Raw genomic sequence first — 22,975 nt, 5'->3', positions numbered from 1 at the left:
ACGGGCTCAAAACATCACGCAAAGGACCCCGCATGACCCGCCAGCTCCACCTCAACGCCTTCCTCATGACCACCGGTCACCACGAGGCCTCCTGGCGTCTCCCGGAGAGCGACCCCTACGCGCACGTCGACCTCGCGCACTATGTGCGGCTGGCCCGGACCGCCGAGCGCGGTACCTTCGACTCGCTCTTCCTCGCCGACGGACCGCACCTGTGGGGCAGCGTCGCGCAACGCCCCGCCGGGGCCCTGGAACCGCTCACCCTGCTCACCGCGCTGGCCACGGCCACCGAGCACATCGGCCTGATCGCCACCGCCTCCACCTCCTACAACTCCCCCTACAACCTGGCCCGCAAGTTCGCCTCGCTGGACATCATCAGCGGCGGCCGGGCCGGCTGGAACATCGTCACCACGGCGGGGGCGGAGGCGGCCCGCAACTTCGGCATCGACGAGGAGCCCGCGCACGCCGAACGGTACGCGCGGGCCGCCGAGTTCCTCGACGTGGCCCTGAAGCTCTGGGACAGCTGGGAGGACGACGCGATCGTCGCCGACAAGGCGGCCGGTGTCTGGGGCGACGACGCGAAGATCCACCCGCCCCGGCACCGGGGCACGTACTTCAGTGTCGAGGGCGCCCTCAACGTGCCGCGCAGTCCGCAGGGCTACCCGCTGCTCGTGCAGGCGGGCTCCAGCGAGGACGGCAAGGCGTTCGCGGCCCGGTACGCGGAGGCGGTGTTCACCGCGCAGCAGACCGTCGAGGAGGCGCGGGCGTTCTACGCCGACCTCAAGGCCCGGACGGTCGCGGCCGGCCGCGACCCCGACCACATCAAGGTGCTGCCCGGCATCGTCCCCGTCATCTGCTCGACGGAGGCCGAGGCGCGGGCGCACGAGCAGCTCCTGGAGGACCACATCGTGCACCGGCACGGCGTCGCCAACCTGGAACGGCTCCTCCATCTTCCCGCCGGAACCCTGGAGCTGGACGCCCTGCTGCCCGCCGAGCTGCCGCCCGAGGACGCCATCGAGGGCGCCAAGAGCCGCTACACGCTGGTCGTCGGACTCGCCCGCCGGGAGCGGCTCACCGTGCGGCAGCTGATCGGGCGGCTCGGCGGCGGCCGCGGTCATCTGACCTTCGCCGGGACCCCGGAGCAGGTCGCCGACGCGATCGAGAGCTGGTTCACCCAGGGCGCCGCCGACGGCTTCAACATCATGCCGCCCGTGCTGCCCTCCGGCCTGGAGACCTTCGTCGACCACGTCGTCCCGATCCTGCGCGCCCGCGGCCTGCTGCGCACCGCCTACGGCCCGCGCCGGACTCTGCGGGAGCGCTACGGCCTCCCGCGCCCCGCCAACCAGTACGTCACTCCCGCACTCGCCACCGCCTGAAAGCCCGAAAGCCCGAAAGCCTGAAATCCTGAAAGGACACCCCCGCATGTCCATCGAGATCCGCAAGGTCACCGCGAACATCGGCGCCCAGGTCCTGGGCGTGGACATCTCCAAGCCGCTGGACGAGGAGCAGGTCGCCGCGATCCGCGAGGCCCTGAACGCGCACAAGGCCCTGGTCTTCGACGACGTCCGCCTCGACGACGCGGGCCAGGAGGCCTTCGCCCGGCACTTCGGCGACCTCACCACCGCCCACCCGACGGTGCCCGCCGTCGACGGCGCCCCGAACGTGCTGCCCGTCGACAGCGAGCGCGGCCGGGCCAACCACTGGCACACCGACGTGACGTTCGTCCTGAACCCGCCCCAGGCCAGCACCCTGCGCTCCATCACGGTCCCGCCGTACGGCGGCGATACCCTGATCGCCAGTTCGGCCGCCGCCTACCGCGACCTGCCCGAGCCGCTGCGCGCGCTGGCCGACACGCTGTGGGCGGAGCACACCAACGACTACGACTACGCCGTACCGGACGAGGAGATCGACGAGGAGAAGGCCGCCCAGCGCGCCCAGTTCACGTCGATCAAGTTCCGCACGGTCCACCCGGTCGTCCGGGTGCACCCGCTGACCGGTGAACGCGGGCTGTTCATCGGGGGGTTCGCGCAGCGGATCGCCGGCCTGTCGAAGGACGAGTCGCGCAAGGTCCTCGACCTGCTCCAGGCGTACGTCACCCGCCCCGAGAACGTCCTGCGCCACCGCTGGTCCCCGAACCAGCTCGTCCTGTTCGACAACCGCATCACCCAGCACTACGCCATCGACAACTACGACGGCCGGCCGCGCCGCCTCAACCGCGTCACCGTCGCCGGTGACGTCCCGGTCGGCATCGAGGGCAAGGAGAGCTACTCGATCGAGGGCGACGCCTCGCACTACACGTCCTTGACACGCTTCTCGGGCTGAAGCCCGAGGATTCTGGCCTTCTCGGCTGGTTGCCGTGCCGCTACGCGGCACGGTTTCCGGTCGGGAATCCGTGGCTTCCTGTTTCTTCGCGCTGTGCCAGAACGGGTTCTGGTCTTACCGGCGCTCGGCAGGCCGATACCGCCAGTCCGGCGGCCGTCTTCACATTGAGTGCGGCGTTGTGGTCCCGGTCGTGGACGGTGCCACAGGCACTACAGGTCCATTCCCGCACGTTGAGGGGTTTGGGTCCGTCCACCACACCGCAGGTGGAGCAGGTCTGGGAGGTCGGCGTGAACCGGCCGATCTTGACCAGGGTGCGGCCGTAACGTTCTGCCTTGTACTCCAGCATGCGGATGAACTGTGCCCAGCCCGCGTCATGGACGGACTTGGCCAGCCTCGTGCGGGCCAGTCCCGCCACCGACAGGTCCTCCACGGCGATCCCTTGGTTCTCGGAGATCAGCCTGGTGGAGAGCTGGTGGTGGAACTCACGGCGTGCGTCGGCAACTCTGGAGTGGGCGCGGGCGACCTTCAGACGGGCCTTGGCCCGGTTCTTCGATCCCTTACGCCTGCGGGACAGCTCCTTGTGGGCCTTCTTCAGTTTCTTCTCCGCGCGCCGTAGAAAGCGCGGGGAGTCGATCTTCGTGCCGTCGGACAGGACGGCGATGGGGGTCCCCCCGGACGGAGTCTGGGGGAGGTTCAGGCCGAGGTCGATGCCGACAGTGCGGTTGGTCTGGGCCATGCGGGCCTGGTCGGCGGCAGGGTCGGTGTCGATGACGAAGGACGCGAAATACCTGCCGGCGGCGTCCTTGACGACGGTGACGGAGGTGGGGGCGGAGGGCAGGGCGCGGGACCACTTCACCTTCACCGCGCCGATCTTCGGCAGGCTCAGCCGACCGCTGCCGGTGATGTTCCAGCGGGCGTTGGCGGTGAACCGGATCGACTGCCGGGCATCCTTGCGGGACTTGAACCGTGGTGCTCCCGTCTTCGGCCCCTTGCGTGCGCCCTTGAGGGAAGCGAAGAAGTTGCGGTATGCGCTCTCAGCGTCCCGCAGAGACTGCTGGAGGACCACCGCGGACACCTCACCGAGCCAGGACCGCTCCTTGGACCGCTTCGCCTCGGTGATCAGCTTCCGGGACAGCTGCCCGGCCGTCGGGAACGGCTGCCCGGCCTTACGGGCGTCCTCACGGGCGCGGACCGCGTCGTTGAAGACGACGCGGGCACACCCGAACGCTCTGGCCAGCGCGGTGCGCTGACCGGCATTCGGGTAGAGCCTGAACGCGTACCGGAGCTGCATGCCGAACACGCTAGAGAGCCCGAACATCCATTGCTACCGGGAACATGCGTGCGGGATGTCACCTGGGTCCTGCACTGCCCGGCTCCACCGGGACAACATCGCGACGCTCCGCGTCGCCACCACGAGATTCGCTTCACACCCGGCCCGAAGGCCGGAGCACTGCGAATGAATCCCGGTAGCCGAGTGAACACATCACGTTGACAGGTACGTCCGGATGACGGGCGGCCTCTCCTGCCGAGCGGAGAGGCCGCCCGCACCGTGGGCGCTTTCTGCCCATCTCACCCATGGGACGAGCCTCGCCCATGCCGCATCGCAGCGCCCCGGCCGACGCCGGCCGGCATGGTGGTGATCTTCGTCCCGCGCCCGGCGGGGCCGCCGGGCGCGGCGGGGTGACCTACAGGTTGCTGAAGTCGGGGCCCTTGGTGCGGGTCCGCTTGATCTCGTAGAAGCCGGGGACGGAGGCGACCGCGAGGGTGCCGTCCCACAGGCGGGCCGCCTCCTCGCCCTTGGGGGCGGGGGTGACGACCGGGCCGAAGAAGGCGATCTGCTCGCCGTCGGAGCCAGGGACCGCGATCACCGGGGTGCCGACGTCCTGGCCGACCTTGTCGATGCCCTCCTTGTGGGAGGCGCGCAGCTCGGCGTCGAACTCGAAGTCCTCCTGGTCGGCGTAGTCGATCAGGTCGGCCGGCAGGCCGACGTCGGCGAGCGCGCCCGCGATGGCCTCCACGGTCGGGCCCTCGCCGTTGTTGTGGATACGGGTGCCGAGCGCGGTGTACAGCGGGCCGAGGACGTCGGCGCCGTGCTTCTGCCAGGCCGCGGTGACCACGCGGATCGGCTTCCACGCCTTGGTCTCCAGCAGCTCGCGGTACTCCTCGGGCAGCTCGTCGAGCTTGGGCTCGTTGAGGACCGCGAGACTCATGATGTGCCAGCGGACCTCGATGTCGCGGACCTTCTCCACCTCCAGGACCCACCGGGAGGTCATCCAGGCCCAGGGGCACAGCGGGTCGAACCAGAAGTCGACGGGGGTCTTGCCGGAGCTGGTCACGGTCTCGGACATGGTTCTCCTCGGAATAAGGCCCTTTTCCAGCGGCAACACCGTCACCGGCCACCCCATTCCCGGGTACCCGGCGTCAGGGGCACGTGGGAGGATCGGTGCTGTTCCGGCGTACCGACAACGATCAGGGAGTGCCGCCCGTGCCCGGTGAGAATCTGTCCCGCGACGAGGCCCGGGAGCGGGCCGCCCTGCTGTCGGTCGACGGGTACGACGTGTCACTGGACGTACGGTCCGCCGTCGGGGAGGCCCAGGACGAGCCGCGCACCTTCCGCTCGGTGACCACGATCCGCTTCCGCTGCAACGAGCCGGGGGCGGCGAGCTTCGCCGACCTGATCGCACCGAGCGTGACCGCCGTGACCCTGAACGGCAAGGACCTCGACCCCGGCGAGGTCTTCGACGGCACCCGGATCACCCTGGAGGACCTGGCCGCGGAGAACGAGCTGGTGGTGGACGCCCGGTGCGCGTACTCCCGCACCGGCGAGGGTCTGCACCGCTTCGTCGACCCCGAGGACGGCGAGGTCTACCTCTACACGCAGTACGAGCCGGCCGACTCCCGCCGGGTCTTCGCGGGCTTCGAGCAGCCGGACCTCAAGGCGCCGTTCCGCTTCGAGGTGCGGGCGCCCGAGGAGTGGCGGGTGTGGAGCAACGGGGCGGGGGAACTCGCCGACGGCGTGTGGCGGTTCGCGGAGACGAAGCCGATCTCGACGTACATCACGTGCGTGGTGGCGGGGCCGTACCACTACGTGACGGACGCCTACTCCCGGACGCTCCCCGACGGCACGACGCTCGACATCCCGCTCGGCGCGCTGTGCCGCAAGGGCCTCGCCCCCTACTTCGACGCGGACGACGTCTTCCTGATCACCAAGCAGGGGCTGGACTTCTTCCACGACCACTTCGACTACCCGTACCCGTTCGGGAAGTACGACCAGGCGTTCGTGCCCGAGTACAACCTGGGCGCGATGGAGAACCCGGGACTGGTGACCTTCCGGGAGGAGTACATCTTCCGGGGCAAGGTGACCCAGGCGTCGTACGAGGCGCGCGCCAACGTGATCCTGCACGAGATGGCGCACATGTGGTTCGGCGACCTGGTCACCATGGTGTGGTGGGACGACCTGTGGCTGAAGGAGTCCTTCGCGGACTTCATGGGCACCTTCGCGAACGTCGGCGCGACCCGATTCGAGAACGCCTGGACCACCTTCGCCAACCGCCGCAAGGCCTGGGCGTACCGTGCCGACCAGCTGCCCTCCACGCACCCGATCACGGCCGACATCCGCGACCTCCAGGACGCCAAGCTCAACTTCGACGGCATCACCTACGCCAAGGGCGCCTCGGTCCTCAAGCAGCTGGTGGCGTACGTCGGCCAGGACGCGTTCCTGGAGGGCGCCCGCCGCTACTTCAAGCGCAACGCGTACGGCAACACCCGCCTCGGCGACCTGCTGTCGGTCCTTGAGGAGACCAGCGGCCGGGACATGAGCGCCTGGGCCGGCAAGTGGCTGCAGACGGCGGGGGTGAACTCGCTGACCCCGCAGGTGCTGCTCGACGGGGAGGGCCGGGTGGCCGAGCTGGCGGTGGTGCAGGAGGCCGCCGGCCCCGCTCATCAGTCGGCTCCGCCGACGGGCACCCCGGAGCTGCGTCCGCACCGGGTCGCGATCGGCCTGTACCGGCTGGAGGGCGGCGATCTGGTCCGGTACGCGCGTGCCGAGGCGGACGTCGACGGCCCGCGCACGGTGGTCGCGGACCTGGCCGGCGCCGACGCCCCGGAACTGGTCCTGGTCAACGACGACGACCTCACCTACTGCAAGATCCGCTTCGACGAGACCTCGCTGGCCACCCTGCGCGGCCACCTCGGCTCGCTCACCGACCCGCTGGCCCGGGCGCTGTGCTGGTCGGCGCTGTGGAACCTGACCCGGGACGCGCTGCTGCCCGCCCGGGACTTCGTCGGCCTGGTGCTGCGGTTCGCGAGCCGCGAGTCCGACATCGGCGTGCTGCAGATGCTCCAGGCGTGGGCGGAGTCGGCGCTGGTGCACTATGTGGCGCCGCAGGGGCGGGAGACGGCCGGGCGGCTGCTCGCCGAGGGCGCCCTGCGGGAGCTGCGGCAGGCGGCGCCGGGCGGCGAGCACCAGCTGGCCTGGGCGCGGTTCTTCGCGTCGACGGCGGCGGGCGGCTCCGACTTCCGGCTGCTCCAGGAGCTGCTGGCGGGTACGGCGACGATCGACGGCCTGGACGTCGACCAGGAGCTGCGCTGGGCGTTCCTCGAACCCCTCGCCGCGCACGGCGCCGCCGACGAGTCCGCCCTGGCGGCCGAACTGGCCCGGGACGACACGGCGTCCGGCAAGCGCCACCAGGTGCGCTGTCTGGCCGCCCGCCCGTCGGCGGCCGTGAAGGCGCAGGCGTGGGCGCAGGTCGTGGAGTCGCAGGCGCTGTCCAACGCGCTGGTGGAGGCGACGATCGCGGGCTTCGCCCAACCGTCGCAACGGGAGCTGCAGGCGCCGTACGCGGAGAAGTACTTCGAGGTCATCGCCCGGATCTGGGAGGACCGCTCGATCCAGATCGGCATGGACGTGGTCCGGGGTCTGTACCCCTCGCTGCAGGACCGTCCCGAGACGCTGGAGGCGACGGACGCGTGGCTGGCGGCCCACGCCGACGCGCCCCCGGCGCTGCGCCGCCTGGTCCTGGAGGCCCGGGACGACCTGGCACGGACGCTGCGCGGACAGGAGTGCGACACACGGGCCGCAGAGGCCTCCGCGAGCTGACCTTTGGCCATAGGTCAGCCTCCTGGTGACCGTTACGCAATTCAGTCAATCATGGCCGTAACCCCTGGCCTCCACCCGTCCGGACCAGGGGTTTCCGGTCCCTACTCGGCACCCGAACATCCGTCCTTTAGTACCGCCTTGTCCGCATTTATCGACGAACGCGTAACACCGGTTAAAGACCCGGCCGGCCCCGGGAATCCCGAGGCCATGACCCACAACACCCCGCTCTCCCCCCGCCCCCTCAGCCGCCTCTCCGACGTCCACCGCCGGGTGCTGACGACGGCCCAGCTCCGCACGCACGGCGTCGCGGCCACCGAGATCGCCGAGCAGTGCCGGCCGGGCGGCCCCTGGCAGCAACTGCTGCCAGGCGTGGTGCTGCTCCACCCCGGCCCGCCGACCAGCGAGGAACGCCTGCACGGAGCCCTGCTCTTCACGGCCCGCGAGGCGGCCCCGGGCGTCCCGGCGCAGCCGTCCCCGGACTCCCCGCACCGCCCGGTCTACGCGGACGCGATGATCACCGGGCTGGCAGCGCTGACCCTGCACGGCTTCTCCGCCACCCCGCCACTGCTCTCCCTGGACCACGTGGACGTCCTGGTCCCGCGGATGCGCCGGCTGCGCTCCACCTCCTACGTCCGCGTGCTGCGCACCCCGGCCCTGCCGGCCCCCGAGACGGTGACGGGCCTCCCGGTCGCCCCGGTCCCGCGCGCCCTCGCGGACGCGGTGGCAGACCTCACCGACGCGGAGGCGGTACGGCGGCTGCTGACCGAGGCGGTGCGCGGCGGCCACTGCGAACCGGCGGCGGTGGTACGGGAGCTGAACCAGGCGAAGCTGCTCGCCCGCCCCCATGTGGTGGACGCTGTCGACTCCCTCGTCGCCGAGGGCCGGGCCATCGCCGAGGACCGCCTCTACCGGATGGTCCACGAGTACGGCCTCCCCGACCCGGTCTGGAACGTGGACCTGAGGCTGCCCGGCGGCCCCCACCTGGGCGGCCTGGACGCCTACTGGCCGGAGCAGGCGGTCGCCGTCGAGCTGGACACCCGGGCACCCCGCCAGGAGGAGGACGCCCTGTGGTCCGAATACGCCCGCAAGCGGGAGCACTTGGAGCGGCTCGGCATCACGGTCGTGTACGTCACCCCGAAGAAGCTCCGGAACTCGATGGAGCAGCAGGCGGCGGTGGTCCGTACGGCCCTGATGGCGGCCGGCGACCGCGACCCGGCCGCGTACGTCGTGGTGTTGCCCCGGTAGGCGGGGAACGCGCAGAGAAGGGGCCGCCGGTTCGGAGGGGGACCGACGGCCCCTCCGCTGCGCCCGGCGGAGATCAGCGCGCCGGCGGCGGCTACTGTGACCACGATGAGCGACGAAGCCTCCGTGATACTGCGCCCCGCCCGCGAGGACGACCTCCCCCTGCTGGAGCGGTTCCTCTTCGACCCCGAGGCGGCGAGCCACTTCCAGTGGTTCGGCTGGCGGGACACCGACCGCTTCCGGCGCCGCTTCGCGGAGAGCGGTCTGCTCGGGCCGGACGGCGGCCAGTTGATCGTCGACGCCTCCGACGGCGCCGCGTCCGGCGGCCCGTTCGGCTTCGTGTCCTGGCACCAGCTGACGACCGGTCCCACGTCGTCCTGCTGGAGCGCCGGCATCGCCCTGGCGCCGGAGGCCCGCGGCCGGGGCATCGGCACCCGCGCCCAACTCCTGCTCGTCCGCTACCTGTTCGCCCACACCCCGGTGCAACGGATCCAGGCCGACACCGATGCGGAGAACATCGCCGAGCAACGCGCCCTGGAGAAGGCCGGCTTCACCCGCGAGGGCGTGATGCGCTCCCTCGTCTTCCGGGACGGCCGCTGGCGGGACAGCGTCCTGTACGCCGTCCTGCGCGACGACCCGCTGCCCGGCTGAGCGCTCCGCTGGTTGTGCGATTCGTCTGCCGCGGGCCGGTGGGGGCTGGTCGCGCCCACGCGGCGGTAGCCGCATATCGGATACCGGCCCCCGCCCCTTGCGGGGCACGGTCCGCAGCCGACTTCACCAGGTCCGCCCGGTGCGCCGCGGTGGCGGCGGACCGGGCGGACCTGCGGGGTGCTACTGCCCGCTGACGCCCGGGCGCAGTTCGTCGCGCACGTCGCCGACGACGTGGTCGAGCAGGTCGGCGTACGCGGCGATCATCCGGGTACGGCTGAACCGCTCGCGGCTCGCCTCCAGTGCCGGAGCGAGGAGCTCCCTGTCGGCCACCGCCGCCGACCAGGCGAAGGCGATCGCGTCGGGGTCGAAGGGCGTCACGAACCCGTGTCCCTCGACGATCGACGCGCTGTCGCCGACGTCCGTCGTGACCGGCACGGCGCCGCACATCATGCCCTCGATGAGGCAGAGCGGCGCCGCCTCGCCGGAGGCGGAGGTGAGGGCGACGACATCGGAGCCGGCGTAGACGGTCTCCATGTCGTGCCGTACGCCGAGCAGGTGCAGCCGGTCCCCGAGGGCGGCCCGGTCGGCGCCGAAGGCGACCTCGATGTCGGCCCACAGGGCGGGGTTGTCCTCGGTCATCCCGGCCCCGCACATGACGACGTGCCCGCCGCCCTCGCGGGCCAGCCACGCCCTGGCCGCCCGCAGGAACAGCGGCACGTTCTTCATGCCGGCGTACCGGGCGGCGAAGACGACCACGGGGGCGTCCGGGGCGGTGGCGGGGATGCCGAGGGACTCGCGGAAGGCGAGCCGCAGCGCCGCGTCCGGCCGGAAGCGGAGCAGGTCGACGCCGTTGGGGATCACGTGCAGCAGCTCGCCGGGGATCCCGGCGGCCTCGTACGCGTCCCGGGTGGACTCGGCGCAGCACACGCAGGCGACCACCGTGCCGTCCGCGATGGCGGCCTTGAGCTCGTCCAGCGCCTGGCCCTGGTTCTCCGGGTCGGACCGGTGCAGGCAGACGACGACGGGGCGGCGGGGCAGCCCGGCCTGGTTGAGCAGCGCGAGCGGCTGCTCCTTCAGTGACAGGATGACGTCCGCACCGGCCATGGCCCGCGCCGTATCGGCCAGCTCGGGCCCGCTGAAAACCGACGCCGCGACGGTGCCGTCGACGAGACCGGCGGTCCGGCCCAGCGACGTGACCTCGACGCCGCCTGCCGTAAGCGCGCGGTAACAGGCGTCGTCCTCCATGCGCTGCGTGGTGGATTCTCGGTGGACCTCACCGTGCAGACTCAACACACGATGCCACTGCTGTCCGCCCTCTACCAGGCCGAGCAGCACATCACTGTGCACGATCCGGGCTCCCCCGGAGAAAAAGCCCTCGTAGACCGAGAGCACACGAAGTCCGAGCCGAGCGCCCACACGAACACCTGCCTTGCACCAGATCGAGCCATCCCCGGGATCCGCGGGTTAGCCGATATGAGGCGGTACGGACGTTTCATTCGGATGAACGGAGTGTCTCGTGTCGGAGTCGGCTGCGTTTACAGGACGAGCGCCGGACCCCCGGTCGCCAACATCATTCCGTTTCCCTCGCAGCCACCCTTCTGACCTGCGCTTTCACAAGGTCATCCGCATCCCTCGCGGCGTCCGGTCGAGGGCGGCCGACGGCAAAAAAACGGCAAGCGGGGTACCCGGACGCACGACGATGTCACCTGTCGCGGTCGGCGTCGGGGTCGGCGTCGAGGTGTGCGTCGAGCTGTGCGTTGAGGCGTGCGGCCCGGCGGGTCAGGTGGTCGCGTTCGGCGAGGTTGGGGGCCTTGCGGGCCGCCTCGGCGTACAGGCGTGCCGCGGTCGTCCGGTCGCCGTCGCGTTCGTGCAGGTAGGCGGCGACCGCGGTGTGCCGGGGCAGGGCGGCGTCCAGCTCGGCGAGTGCGGCGAGGCCGGCGCGGGGGCCGTCCGCCTCGCCGACGGCGACCGCGCGGTTGAGCCGGACGACCGGGCTGTCGGTCAGGCGCGCGAGTTCGTCGTACCACTCGACGATCTGCACCCAGTCGGTCTCCCCGGCGGTGGGCGCGTCCGCGTGCAGGGCGGCGACGGCAGCCTGGGCCTGGAACTCGCCGAGGCGGTCGCGGGCGAGGGCCGTCTGGAGGATGGCGACGCCCTCGGCGATCAGGCGGGTGTCCCAGCGGCTCCGGTCCTGCTCGGCGAGGGGCACCAGGCTGCCGTCGGGTGCGGTCCTGGCGGCCCGCCGGGCGTGGTGGAGCAGCATGAGGGCGAGCAGCCCGGCCGCCTCGGGGTGGTCGATCGCGGCCGCGAGCTGCCGGGTGAGCCGGACGGCCTCGGCGGCGAGGTCGACATCGCCGGAGTAGCCCTCGTTGAAGACCAGGTAGAGGACGCGCAGCACGGTGGCGACGTCGCCGGGCCGGTCGAGGCGGACGCCGGAGACCGTGCGCTTGGCGCGGCTGATCCTCCCCCACTGCCTTAAGGGCGTGGGAGGTGCCCCCAGGCCATGGTCGCCTCGGGCACCAGGTAGGCCCGGGCGATCTGGCGGGTGGTGAGGCCGCCGACGGCACGCAGGGTGAGCGCGACCGCGGCGGAGGGGGTGAGGGAGGGGTGGGCGCAGAGGAAGTAGAGCCGGAGGGTGTCGTCCGCCGCGGGGACGGGACCGGGCGGCGGCTCCTCGTCCACGCGGTCCTCGCGCCGGCGGCGGGCGGTGTCGGCGCGGGTCGCGTCGAGGAACCGCCGCCAGGCCACGGTGACCAGCCGGCCCTTCGGGTCCCGCGGCGGGTCGCACGGCCAGACGCGGACCGCCTCGACCAGTGCCTCCTGCACGGCGTCCTCGGCCGCCGCGAAGTCGGCTCCGCGGCGGACGAGGACGGTGAGCACGCTCGGGGTGAGGCTCCTGAGCAGGACCTCGTCCATCAGTGGCACTGCGGGACGGTGGGCGGCGCGGACAGGAACGGACGCACCTCCGGCCACTCGTGGATCGGCTTCCCGCCCGCCCCGGGGGCGGCCGAGAGCTCACCGGCCAGCTCCACGGCGCGCTCGTGGCTGTCGACGTCGATCACCATCCAGCCGGCGATGAGGTCCTTGGTCTCGGCGAACGGTCCGTCGGTGACCGGCGGGCGCCCCTCGCCGTCGTACCGGACCCACATCCCCTCGGGGGCGAGGGCCTGGCCGTCGACGAACTCGCCGGTCTTCTCCAGCCGGGCGGCGAAGTCGTTCATGTACTGCACGTGGGCCGAGATCTCCTCGGGCGTCCACCGGTCCATTCGAGTAGGCGCGGCTGCTCGGGCGCGGCAGGGTGGTGCGGGTGCCGGGCAGGGAGGTGCCGGTCAGGTGGGGGGGCCTGATCACCCGGTCGGTGATCTCCTGGGCGTACGAGTGGCCCGTCACCGCCTTGATCACCATGCCGGCGAGCACGTTTTTGGTGTTCGAGTAGGCCCAGCTGGCGGACGGTGATGCGGCGGCCGTCGTTGCCGTGGCCGGCCACCACGCCCGGCAGCCACCTGTCCACCGTGTCGTCGAGGGACAGCCGGCCCTCCTCCGGATCGAGGAGGACCGTGGCCACGAAGATCTTCGTGATGCTGCCGACCCGTTGACGTCCTCTCCAGCCCGAGGACTGCAGATTCCGGTCCGTACCGCCTCGCGGTACCACCCTGGGTTCCTGCTTCACGGGTCCGTGCCGGCCGGTGAGGACCGGTCTTACCAGACCTCCACAGGCCTGACTTCCCGCCCGTCCGGCGGTAGATCCGACAACTACGTCGTCGGACAAGGTGATCACGCCATGACTCTGCGACCCTCCGGGCCGCCAGGGCACGGATGCCCTACACCTCCACCCCGAAGGGTGGAGCGCTGGGCAAGTGTTCGGTTGTGGTCGGAACGCCGGTTGAGTGATTGTCAGCCCTTCTTCAGCACCAGCTCCGTGTTCCGGTCCGTCGTGCTGCCGCCCAGGACCTTGCTGGAACCGGGGGCGTTGAAGGCCAGTTCGCGGTAGAGGGCGGCGAGGCCGGTCTGGGAGAGGTCGGAGAAGTCCGTGCGGTGCGGGGCGGCCGACTCGATCAGGGTGGTGAAGAGGGAGATCGTGCCGTCCTTGTTGTCCGCCAGCTCGACGACCCTGGCCAGCTGGGGGTAGTCGACGTGCGAGGCGGTGGTGATCTCCCAGAAGGAGTTGCCGTTCGAGGCCTTGTGCGGGGTGATGAGGTTGCGGTGGATGTGGCCGTTGACCCAGGCCAGCACGTTGGCGTGGCGGTTGAGCAGGGTGACCAGCTCGGCGCCCGGGTGGCGGCCGTCGCTCGGGTGGGCCGGGTCGGGACGGGTGTTGGTCATCGTCTGGCTGGTGTGGTGGCTGAAGACGACCGCGTAGGAGTCCTTGTTCTCCTTCAGGGTCTTCTCCAGCCAGGCCAGTTGGGCCGAACCGATCGATCCGTCGTAGTGGCCGCCCGCGTCCGTCGTGTCGAGGCTGATGCCGATGACGTCGTCGGAGATACGGAAGGCGTAGTACTGGGTGCCCGCGGCCACGTTGGCGCTGGAGTAGCCGTGGCCGACCGGGCCGAGGCCCTGGTAGGCCGGGTCCAGGTGGGCCTTGAGGTAGTCGGCGGCCGTGTAGGGGGCGCGCTTCTCGTCGGCGGTGACCGAGCGCATCGACCGGGCGTGGGCCTTCAGGAAGTCGCGGTAGCCGCTGCCCTTGGGGTCCTGGGCCTTCCGGATGGAGTCCTGGAGCTTCTTGGCCTCGGCGTCGGTCACCGTCATCAGCTTCTTGCCGCCGATCGCGGCCGCGGCGAGGTAGGGGTCGGCGTGCGAGCCGAAGCAGCCGAGCGGCAGGGCGTCGTGGTTGCCGACCGTGGAGTACCAGGGCAGGTTGAGGCCGGGGCTCTTCACCTCGCGGACCGCGGCGGCCAGGAAGCCGGCCAGGTGCGGGAAGCCGAGCGCCTTGTCGCCGTCGCGGACGGTGGAGGAGGCCTGCCAGTACAGCTTGAGGCCGCTGTTCTGGACGCCCTCGTAGTGCTTGGGGTCACCGGTGTTGGGGGTGATCCTGCCGCCGCTCATCACCTTCATGAACCACTCCAGTTCGGAGTGGGCGTTGTTGTCGGTGTTGTCGCCGGTGGTCATCACGAAGTGCAGCGGCGAGCCGGTGACCGGGGCGCCGCGCAGCGCGTTGACCCGCTCGACGAGCGAGATGGCGCCGGGCACGGTGAGCGCCTCGTGCGGGCGCCAGGCGTGCGGGTCGTGGGCGCGCAGGAACTCAAGACGCAGCGGGTGCTGGACGTCCATCAGGTGCAGGTCGGTGAACTGCACGAAGGCGGCGAGGGCGGTACGGCGGCCCGCGCGGCCGGACTTGGCGGCGGCCAGGTCGGAGCGCACCACGCGCGACCAGCCGGCGCCGTCGCCGAGCCGCCGGTAGCCGGAGCCGGAGCCGGTGCGGGGCGCGGCGACGGAGGTGAGGGTGGTGCCCTTGGTGTAGGGGGCAAGGGGGGCCGCGGCGGCCTGGCGGCCCTCGGCGACCGGCTGCTGCTCCTCGGCCGCGGCGGGGGATGCGGGGGCGGCCTCGCTGCCGGTGGGGCGCAGGGCCAGTCCGACGCCTGCGGAGAGCGAGACGGCTCCGGCGGCGGCGAGCACGGTACGGCGGTTGATCTCCAGTGCCTCGCGGCCCTTGTGGGCCGCGGAGGTGGCGACAGAGCGTATGCGCGACATGGCGCGATCTCCCCGAGTACGAACGCGTCGGCAGTGGTCACGGGCGATCGCTTCCGCGAACTTCCCGCTCACTGTGGATCGTTGGCACCGGGGGTGACCTGCGCGTGAACACGGCGGCAACGCGCAGCGCCGATCACCGTACGTGGATCAGGCGAGGTGGGGACCGGCCATGGAGCAGATCACGGGCGTCCGGGGCCCGGCTACTCCGCGTTCATCTGCCGGGGTAGGGGAGGGTCTCCGGCGCTTACGAGTGCTCTTCTGCAAACCGCCCGGCCGCCGGCTTCTCCCGCCACAGCCGCAGGGCGACGTCGATCAGCCGGATGTGCCTCAGGTCCGATACCGCGTCCAGGTCGTGCCAGGCGGCCATGTCGGTGGAGCCGTCGACCTCGTTGCGCAGTTCGCCGCCGACGATCTCGCCGGTGTAGATGATCCGCACGCTGTGGTGGTCGGTGGGGAGGCGCAGCGGGCCCTCGGCGGCGAAGTGGTGCCGGTAGGAGTCGATGCCCAGCAGGCCGGTCACCTCGATGCGGTAGCCGGTCTCCTCCATGAGTTCGCGGCGGACCGTGTCGTAGGGGTCCTCGCCGTGCTCCATGCCGCCGCCGGGCAGGACCCACTCGGGTGTGCCGTCGTCGGCCGGTGACCGGGCGAGCAGGATCTGACCGTCACGGACGCACACGGCGTAGGCCGCCACCCTGAGCTTCTCGCGCACGTCGGCACGTTAGGGCGTCGAGCGCGCGGTGGCCACCGGGTTTCCGCGACGGGACCGGGAAGCGGCGGCGGGACGGCCGGGGAGTGATCGGCGAGCGATCGGGGGCTGACCGGGGGGTGACCGGGGGTTTTCCCCATACGTTCATATCAATTCGGTCAACGTTCCCAAAAGTCCGTTCCCTTGGGGAAAGCTGTGCGCCTACGCGCCGGGCATGACCATGCCCGGTCGCTCCAGGCTCGTTCCTTTACCTACAAGGGATGCAGATGACCCTCACCCCCCAGCACGACCCGATACCGGGCCACAGACGCCTGGGCCGGATAGCCGTCGCCGTCGGCGTCGTGGCCGCGCTCTCCGCCGCCGGGCCGGTGCCCCTGGCCGCCGCCGTGACCCCGGCGCCCGCCGCCGCCACCGCCGACCCCGGCGTCAAGTCGGCCCACGACAAGCTCGGTTCGGACGACGCGGCGCTGCTCGCCGAGGCCAAGTCCGACGGCGCCAAGAACGTCACGATGATGATCGCGACCGCGCCGGGGCAGACCGAGCAGGTCACCGAGGAACTGGACGCGGTCAAGGGCGGCCTGGTGGGCCGTACGTACGACAAGCTCGGCTACGTCCGGGCCACCGTCCCCACCGGGCGGGCGGACTCGGCGATCGCCGCCGCCGCGAAGCTGTCCTCGGTGCACGCGATCGACCTGCGCCAGGAGATCCAGCTCGACGACCCCACGGTGACGGACGGCAACTCCAAGGCCGCCGGGACCACTTACTCGGGGCCGAACAAGAACACCCCCGCCGCGAACCCCTACAACCCCTCCTTCGAGACGGGCGCCGTCGACTTCGTCAAGGAGCACCCGAAGGCGGACGGCCGGGGCATCACCATCGGCATCCTGGACTCCGGCGTGGACCTCGGCCACCCGGCGCTGCAGAAGACCACCACCGGCGAGCGGAAGATCGTCGACTGGGTGACCTCGACCGACCCGGTCAACGACGGCGACGGCACCTGGCGGCGGATGACCGCCCCGGTCGCCGGCCCGGCGTTCTCCATCACCACGGCGAGCCAGGGCACCGAGACGTTCAAGGCACCCGAGGGTTCGTACAAGTTCAACTACATGTACGAGTCCGCCACCACCGGCGGCGACATGAAGGGCGACCTGAACCGCGACGGTGACACGACCGACGCCTGGGGCGTGCTGTACGACCCGGCCTCCGGCACCGTGCGCGTGGACACCAACGACAACCTGGACTTCACCGACGACGTGCCGATGAAGCCGTACAAGGACGGCTACCAGATCGGCTACTTCGGCACGGACGACCCGGCCACGGACGTCGTCGAGCGCATCCCGTTCGTGGTCGAGATCCGCAAGGACGTCGTCTACAACGCGTCCGGCGCGAAGGCCGACTACGTCAACATCGGCGTCATCGAGTCCGAGCACGGCACCCACGTCGCCGGCATCACCGCCGCCAACGGCCTGTTCGGCGGCAAGATGAACGGCGCGGCCCCGGGCGCGAAGATCGTCTCGTCCCGCGCCTGCACCTGGACCGGCGGCTGCACCAACGTCGCCCTCACCGAGGGCATGATCGACCTGGTCGCCAACCGGGGCGTCGACATCGTCAACATGTCGATCGGCGGCCTCCCGGCGCTGAACGACGGCAACAACGCCCGTGCAGAGCTGTACACGCGGCTCATCGACACCTACGGCGTACAGCTGGTGATCTCGGCGGGGAACTCCGGCCCGGGTGCGAACACCATCGGCGACCCCGGTCTCGCCGACAAGGTGATCTCCGTCGGCGCGGCCATCTCCAGGGAAACCTGGGCCGCCAACTACGGCTCCCAGGTGACCACCAAGTACCAGCTGCTCCCCTTCTCCTCGCGCGGCCCGCGTGAGGACGGCGGCTTCACGCCGACCCTGGTCGCACCGGGCGCCGCGATCAACAGCACCCAGACCTGGCTGCCGGGCTCCCCGGTCGCCGAGGCGGGCTACTCGCTGCCGGCCGGCTACTCCATGCTCCAGGGCACCTCGATGGCCTCCCCGCAGGCGGCGGGCGCGAGCGCGCTGCTGCTGAGCGCCGCCAAGGAGAAGGGCATCGCCCTCTCCCCCGCCGACCTGCGCACCGCGCTGACCTCGACGGCCCATCACATCAAGGGCGTCCAGGCGTACGAGGAGGGCGCGGGCCGGATCGACATCGTCGACGCGTGGGAGTCCATCCGCGACCACGCCACCGCGCACGACTACACCGTGAAGGCGCCCGTCGACACCGCGATCGACTCCGCGCTGAAGACCCCGGGCTACGGCACCGGGCTCTACGACCGCGAAGGCGGCCTGAAGGCCCGGCAGAAGAAGACGTACGACATCACGATCACCCGTACCTCCGGCGCCGACCAGGCGATCCGGCACGAGCTGCACTTCGAGAACAACGCCGGGCACACCTTCAAGATCCTCGGGTCCGACGAGGTGAAGCTGCCGCTGAACCAGCCGGTGACGGTCAAGGTGCAGGCGAAGCCGAGGAGTTCGGGCATCAAGTCCGCGATCCTGGAGGTCGACGACCCGCGGACCGAGGGCGTCGACAAGCAGATCCTGACCACGGTCGTGGTGTCGGACCCCGTCGACTACACCTACTCGGCGTCGGGTTCGGTGCAGCGCAACAGCTCCACCTCGTACTTCGTGACCGTCCCCGAGGGCGCCAAGTCCCTTGAGGTCGCGATGAGCGGGCTCGCCGACAAGAGCCAGACGCGGTTCATCGCCATCCACCCGTACGGCGTCCCGGTCGACAACACCGGCACCCCGTACTGCTACAACAACTACCTGAACGGCAACGGCTGCAAGCCCGACGTGCGTGCGTACGCCGACCCGCAGGCCGGGGTCTGGGAGATCGAGGTCGAGGCGCGCCGCACCTCGCCGCTGCTCGACAACCCGTACAAGCTGGGCGTCACCGTGCTCGGCGCGGCCTTCGACCCGGAGACCGTGACCGTGCCCGAGGCGAAGGTCGGCACGCCGGTCACCGCCTCCTGGAAGGTGACCAACGAGTTCGCCGCCCTCGACGGCAAGCTGGTCGGCGGCCCGCTCGGCTCCTCGAAGACGGCCCGCCCGGCCATCAAGGAGGGCGAGACCCAGACGACGACGGTGACCGTGCCGGAGGGCGCGACCTCGCTGGACGTGGCGATCGGCAACGTGTCGGACGCCTCCGCCGACCTGGACCTGACCGTGTACGACGCGTCCGGCACGCAGGTCGCGCAGTCCGCCGACGGCGACTCGGAGGAGGCGGTCTCCGTCGCTTCGCCGGCCGCCGGGACCTACACGATCGAGGTCGTGGGCTACTCGGTCCCGTCCGGCTCCACCGACTACGACTACCGGGACGTCTTCTTCTCCGCGGCGCTCGGCTCCGTCACGGTCGACGGGTCCACTCCGGTGAAGCTCGGCACGGGCGCCTCGGCCACGGTGACCGGCCAGGTCACGGCGGCCGCGGCGGCCCCCGAGGGACGTGAGTTCTTCGGCCGGGTCCAGCTGGTCAACACGCTCGGCACGGCCGCGGGCACCGGCAGCGTGAAGATCGAGAAGGTCACGCAGTAGGCAACTGCGGTGCCGGGGGCGGGCGTCCTGCGGGGCGCCCGCCCCTCCGCTTTCACTTCCGGCAGGTCAGGGTGCGCGACTCGGGCAGGTCCCGGACGATCCAGGACCGCTCCGGCGCGATCTCCGACTCCCCGACCGCGTACCGGTCGGGCACCTGCTGCCCGGCCGTGATGCCGACCAGGAGGCGGGCGCCCGTGCGCACCCGGGCGTCGGTGCCGTCCTCGAAGAGGAACTCGACCTCCTTGGCGGTCTTCGCCGGTTTGTAGGCGCGGGTCACGTGCAGGGTGACGCGTTCCTCTCCGGAGCCCGGGAGCCGCTGCACCTCGGTCACCGTGCCCTCGACGACCAGCCGGGCGCAGGCGAGGTAGCCGGGGCCGGCGGCCTGCTCCGTGCCGCCCTGGCCCGCCGTGCCCGACGCGCTGTCGGCGGCCTTGTCGGAGCTGGCACCGTTCGACATGGCGCTGCTGCCGCCGTTCGCCGCGAGCCAGCCGATGCCGAACACGGCCCCGGCGAACGCGGCCGCGAGGGCACCGGCGAACCCGAGGGCACGGACGCCGGGGTGCTGCCAGGGGCGGCGACGCGCGGCCGGACGGGGCCGGAGTGCCGCGGGCGGCGGCTCGGCAAGGGCGTCGCCGATGATCCCGAGCTGTTCGCGCAGGAGCGCCAGGTCGGCGGTGGCGGCCCGGTGCTCGGCCATGAAGGCGGGATCGGCGCGCTGCTCGTCGGAGAGCGGCTCGTCCATGAGGACGGCGAACAGGGCGTCGGTCTCCTCCTCGCCCCGGCCGTCGTATCGCTCGTGGTCGTCGTGTTCGGCGGTCATGCTCACACCACCTCGTCCTCGTGCAGGCGGGCGCGCAGGGCCCGTACCGCCGTGTGCAGCCGGCTCTTGACCGTGCCCTCGGGGATGCCCAGTTCCTCGGCTATCCCGCGGACCGGCAGGTCGGCGTAGAAGCGCAGGACGAGGATCTGGCGCTGGGCGTCCGGCAGTTCGTCCAGGCCGCGGGCGACGGCGACGGAGAGCAGCCTGCTGTCCTCTCCGGAGGCGTGGTCGGGCTGGCGGAGGGAGGCGAGCCGCTCGCCGAGGCGTTCCTGGCGGCGCTTGGCGCGGTGCCAGTCCATGGCGAGGTGGGAGGCGACGACCGCCGCCCACGCCGAGACGTCCCGCGGCGCCTCCTGGCCGTCGGCGGCCCGCTCCAGCAACCGCAGGCGGACCTGCTGTACCCCGTCCAGCAGGTCCGCCTGCGGTACGCCGCCCAGCGCGAGCACCGCGCGCACCCGGCGCTCCTGGTCCGCGTCCAGAGGATCACCGTGCTGGTCCCCCTGGGCGCGGCGGGCCATTCTGCGCAGCACAACCCACCCCCTCACCGCGTTTCTCCTACGACGCCGCAGCCCCCGGAAACGTTCGGCCGGATTCCCGGAAATCTTCTCCGAGCCGTCCGAGGGGGCATCCGAGAGGCTTCCGAGGCGTACGTCACACCGGCGCGCGGCGCAGCACAGCTTGCGGCACCACGGCCAAGTGGAGGTAATTTCTGCAGCTCAGCGGGGGTGCGGGCGGGAGTTCCACGGGCCGGCTGGTCCGGTCGGTGGGCATGGCGCGCAAAGAATTGGACAGGTGGACCCGGGTCGGCCGCATGATGGAAAGGCCGCAGACACAGGTCAACGTATGCAGAGGGAGTCGCCGTGAGGGTCGGAATCGTCGGAGCCACCGGTCAGGTCGGCACGGTCATGCGCAGGATCCTCGTGGAGCGGAACTTCCCGGTCGACGAGCTGCGCCTGTTCGCCTCGGCCCGCTCGGCCGGGACCGTGCTCGACGGTGTGACGGTGGAGGACGCGGCGACCGCCGACTACACCGGCCTGGACATCGTGCTGTTCTCGGCGGGCGGGGCCACCTCGAAGGCGCTCGCGGAGAAGGTCGCCTCCCAGGGGGCCGTCGTGATCGACAACTCCTCCGCCTGGCGCAGGGACCCCGAGGTCCCGCTGGTCGTCTCCGAGGTGAACCCGCACGCGATCGCCGACCGCCCGAAGGGCATCATCGCCAACCCGAACTGCACCACGATGGCCGCGATGCCGGTCCTGAAGGTGCTGGACGCGGAGGCGGGCCTCCAGGCGCTGGTCGCCACCACCTATCAGGCGGTGTCCGGCTCGGGTCTCGCGGGCGTCGCGGAGCTGCACGGGCAGGTGCAGAAGGTCGCCGCCGACGCGGACAAGCTCACCCACGACGGCGGGGCGGTCACCTTCCCGGAGCCGCAGGTCTACAAGCGGCCCATCGCCTTCAACGTCCTGCCCTTCGCCGGCAACCTCGTCGAGGACGGTCTGGGCGAGACCGACGAGGAGCAGAAGCTGCGCAACGAGTCCCGCAAGATCCTGGAGCTCCCCGAGCTGAAGGTCTCCGGCACCTGTGTCCGCGTCCCGGTGTTCTCCGGGCACTCCCTCCAGCTCAACGCCCGGTTCGCCCGCCCGATCTCCCCGGAGCGGGCGACCGGGCTGCTCGCCGGCGCGCCCGGCGTCGAGCTGTCCGACATCCCCACCCCGCTGCAGGCGGCCGGCCGGGACGCGTCGTACGTCGGCCGGATCCGCAGCGACGAGACGGTGGAGAACGGCCTCGCGCTCTTCGTCTCCAACGACAACCTCCGCAAGGGCGCCGCGCTGAACGCCGTGCAGATCGCGGAGCTGGTGGCGGCGGAGCTGTCGGCCGAGTAGGGGGCCGTGCGCGCCACAGGAGGTGCCGCGTTCTGCCGTCGGGCGAGTGCGGCGCCGTCCTGGCCGGTCGCGCAGTTCCTCCCCCAGCCTTCGGCTTGGGGTACCCCCAGCGCCCCGTACGGGGCGCTGATGCTCACGTTCGCTTTCCAGGGGGCCACCACACATGAGCGACACCCAGCATGCCTGCGGCACCTCACGCGTCCTCGACGGCAAGGTCGCCATGATCACCGGGGCCTCCAGCGGGATCGGGGCCGCCGCCGCCCGGCTCTTCGCCCGTGAGGGGGCCGCAGTCGTGGTCACCGCCCGGCGGGCGGAGCGGCTGGAGTCGCTCGTCGAGGAGATCCGTGGCTCCGGCGGGCGGGCCCTCGCCGTACCGGGGGACATCGCCTCCGCCGACGACGTCGACCGGGTCGTGCGCACGGCCGTCGACGCCTTCGGACGGCTCGACTGCGCCTTCAACAACGCCGGGTTCGGCACCGCCGGCACCGACCTGCACGAGACCGGCCAGGACGTCTACGAGCAGACCATGGACGTCAACGTGCGCGGCGTCTGGAACTGCCTGCGCGCCCAGATCCCCGTGCTGCTCCGCGACGGCGGCGGCACCATCGTCAACACCTCCAGCGTCGCGGGGCAGCGGGCCACCGGGGCGTCGGCCGCGTACGTGGCCGCCAAGCACGCCGTCCTCGGGCTCACCCGGGCCGCCGCGGCCGAGTGCGGCAAGCGCGGCATCCGCGTCAACGCGCTGGTGGTGGGCAGCACACTCACCGAGATGATGGACCGGGTCGTCCGTGAGCTGCCCGAGCTGGGCAAGCAGTTCGAGGAGGAGACGCTGCAGAAGCGGATGGCCGACCCCGTCGAGGTGGCCCAGGCGGCGCTCTGGCTGTGCAGCGACCGGTCCTCCTTCGTCACCGGCGCGGCCGTCCCGGTCGACGGAGGCACCACGGCCGTCTGAGGCACCGCACGGCTCGGGGAGGCGGCCCGAGGCCCCCCGACCGTGCGATCTCT

15 protein-coding genes and 3 pseudogenes are annotated in these 22,975 nt (G+C 71.5%); 8 read left to right on the top strand and 10 right to left on the bottom strand.

Annotated elements, in window-relative coordinates:
* Window positions 1-32: 32 nt before the first annotated feature.
* Window positions 33-1,373, top strand: coding sequence for an LLM class flavin-dependent oxidoreductase (locus SSP29_RS48860; protein WP_089107481.1), 1,341 nt, complete (start codon window positions 33-35; stop codon window positions 1,371-1,373).
* A gap of 46 nt (window positions 1,374-1,419) precedes the next feature.
* Window positions 1,420-2,319: a TauD/TfdA dioxygenase family protein gene (locus tag SSP29_RS48855; RefSeq protein ID WP_089107480.1), complete on the top strand. Its 900-nt coding sequence runs from the start codon at window positions 1,420-1,422 to the stop codon at window positions 2,317-2,319.
* Between the two features lie 40 nt (window positions 2,320-2,359).
* On the opposite strand, the gene SSP29_RS48850 is transcribed toward SSP29_RS48855, so the two are convergent.
* Window positions 2,360-3,610: an RNA-guided endonuclease InsQ/TnpB family protein gene (locus SSP29_RS48850; RefSeq protein ID WP_089107529.1), complete on the bottom strand. Its 1,251-nt coding sequence runs from the start codon at window positions 3,608-3,610 to the stop codon at window positions 2,360-2,362.
* 394 nt (window positions 3,611-4,004) lie between these two features.
* A complete protein-coding gene (locus tag SSP29_RS48845; RefSeq protein WP_089107479.1) occupies window positions 4,005-4,667 on the bottom strand; it encodes a mycothiol-dependent nitroreductase Rv2466c family protein in 663 nt (220 codons plus the stop codon).
* Between the two features lie 137 nt (window positions 4,668-4,804).
* On the opposite strand from SSP29_RS48845, the gene pepN reads away from it, so the two are divergent.
* The 3 genes from pepN to SSP29_RS48830 all read left to right on the top strand — a co-directional run bounded on the left by pepN (window position 4,805) and on the right by SSP29_RS48830 (window position 9,310).
* Window positions 4,805-7,417 carry an aminopeptidase N gene (gene pepN / locus SSP29_RS48840; protein WP_089107528.1) on the top strand — a complete coding sequence of 871 codons (2,613 nt, stop codon included), beginning with the start codon at window positions 4,805-4,807 and terminating at the stop codon, window positions 7,415-7,417.
* Window positions 7,418-7,624: 207 nt separating this feature from the next.
* Entirely contained in the window at window positions 7,625-8,662 is a 1,038-nt protein-coding gene (locus SSP29_RS48835) for a hypothetical protein (RefSeq protein ID WP_089107478.1), read from the top strand.
* Between the two features lie 105 nt (window positions 8,663-8,767).
* On the top strand, window positions 8,768-9,310 hold the full coding sequence (locus SSP29_RS48830; protein WP_089107477.1) for a GNAT family N-acetyltransferase: 543 nt from the start codon (window positions 8,768-8,770) through the stop codon (window positions 9,308-9,310).
* Window positions 9,311-9,490: 180 nt separating this feature from the next.
* Here the strand turns inward: SSP29_RS48830 and SSP29_RS48825 are convergent, their stop codons facing one another.
* From SSP29_RS48825 to SSP29_RS48800, 6 genes and pseudogenes are all read right to left on the bottom strand, one after another.
* Window positions 9,491-10,702, bottom strand: a complete 1,212-nt coding sequence (locus tag SSP29_RS48825) for a glycosyltransferase (protein WP_089107476.1) — start codon at window positions 10,700-10,702, stop codon at window positions 9,491-9,493.
* 310 nt (window positions 10,703-11,012) lie between these two features.
* Window positions 11,013-12,226, bottom strand: a pseudogene (locus tag SSP29_RS58025) (RNA polymerase sigma factor).
* Window positions 12,226-12,576: pseudogene (locus tag SSP29_RS48815) on the bottom strand (YciI family protein); the annotation flags it as partial. The pseudogenes SSP29_RS48815 and SSP29_RS58025, both read right to left, overlap by 1 nt.
* Before the next feature lie 34 nt (window positions 12,577-12,610).
* Window positions 12,611-12,875 (bottom strand): annotated as a pseudogene (locus tag SSP29_RS60750) (serine hydrolase); the annotation flags it as partial.
* 329 nt (window positions 12,876-13,204) lie between these two features.
* The gene (locus tag SSP29_RS48805) at window positions 13,205-14,998 is read right to left on the bottom strand and encodes a TIGR03767 family metallophosphoesterase (RefSeq protein ID WP_089107475.1); all 1,794 of its coding nucleotides are present in this window, start codon (window positions 14,996-14,998) and stop codon (window positions 13,205-13,207) included.
* A 244-nt stretch (window positions 14,999-15,242) separates the two neighbouring features.
* A complete protein-coding gene (locus SSP29_RS48800; protein ID WP_150136419.1) occupies window positions 15,243-15,707 on the bottom strand; it encodes an NUDIX hydrolase in 465 nt (154 codons plus the stop codon).
* A gap of 263 nt (window positions 15,708-15,970) precedes the next feature.
* Between SSP29_RS48800 and SSP29_RS48795 the strand changes: the two genes are divergently transcribed.
* Window positions 15,971-19,270, top strand: a complete 3,300-nt coding sequence (locus tag SSP29_RS48795) for a S8 family serine peptidase (RefSeq protein WP_089107474.1) — start codon at window positions 15,971-15,973, stop codon at window positions 19,268-19,270.
* A 52-nt stretch (window positions 19,271-19,322) separates the two neighbouring features.
* On the opposite strand, the gene SSP29_RS48790 is transcribed toward SSP29_RS48795, so the two are convergent.
* The gene (locus SSP29_RS48790) at window positions 19,323-20,090 is read right to left on the bottom strand and encodes a hypothetical protein (RefSeq protein WP_089107473.1); all 768 of its coding nucleotides are present in this window, start codon (window positions 20,088-20,090) and stop codon (window positions 19,323-19,325) included.
* Window positions 20,091-20,092: 2 nt separating this feature from the next.
* The gene (locus tag SSP29_RS48785) at window positions 20,093-20,608 is read right to left on the bottom strand and encodes an RNA polymerase sigma factor (RefSeq protein ID WP_089107472.1); all 516 of its coding nucleotides are present in this window, start codon (window positions 20,606-20,608) and stop codon (window positions 20,093-20,095) included.
* A 342-nt stretch (window positions 20,609-20,950) separates the two neighbouring features.
* On the opposite strand from SSP29_RS48785, the gene SSP29_RS48780 reads away from it, so the two are divergent.
* Both SSP29_RS48780 and SSP29_RS48775 read left to right on the top strand, forming a co-directional pair.
* Window positions 20,951-21,970 (top strand): aspartate-semialdehyde dehydrogenase, encoded by a 1,020-nt coding sequence (locus SSP29_RS48780; RefSeq protein WP_089107471.1) that lies wholly within the window; start codon window positions 20,951-20,953, stop codon window positions 21,968-21,970.
* A 163-nt stretch (window positions 21,971-22,133) separates the two neighbouring features.
* Window positions 22,134-22,922, top strand: a complete 789-nt coding sequence (locus tag SSP29_RS48775; protein ID WP_089107470.1) for an SDR family NAD(P)-dependent oxidoreductase — start codon at window positions 22,134-22,136, stop codon at window positions 22,920-22,922.
* The last annotated feature ends 53 nt before the right edge of the window (window positions 22,923-22,975 follow it).

Source organism: Streptomyces hyaluromycini, from assembly GCF_002217755.1.
GTDB classification, from domain to species: Bacteria; Actinomycetota; Actinomycetes; order Streptomycetales; family Streptomycetaceae; genus Streptomyces; species Streptomyces hyaluromycini.
This window is presented reverse-complemented; position numbering and strand designations above follow the sequence as displayed.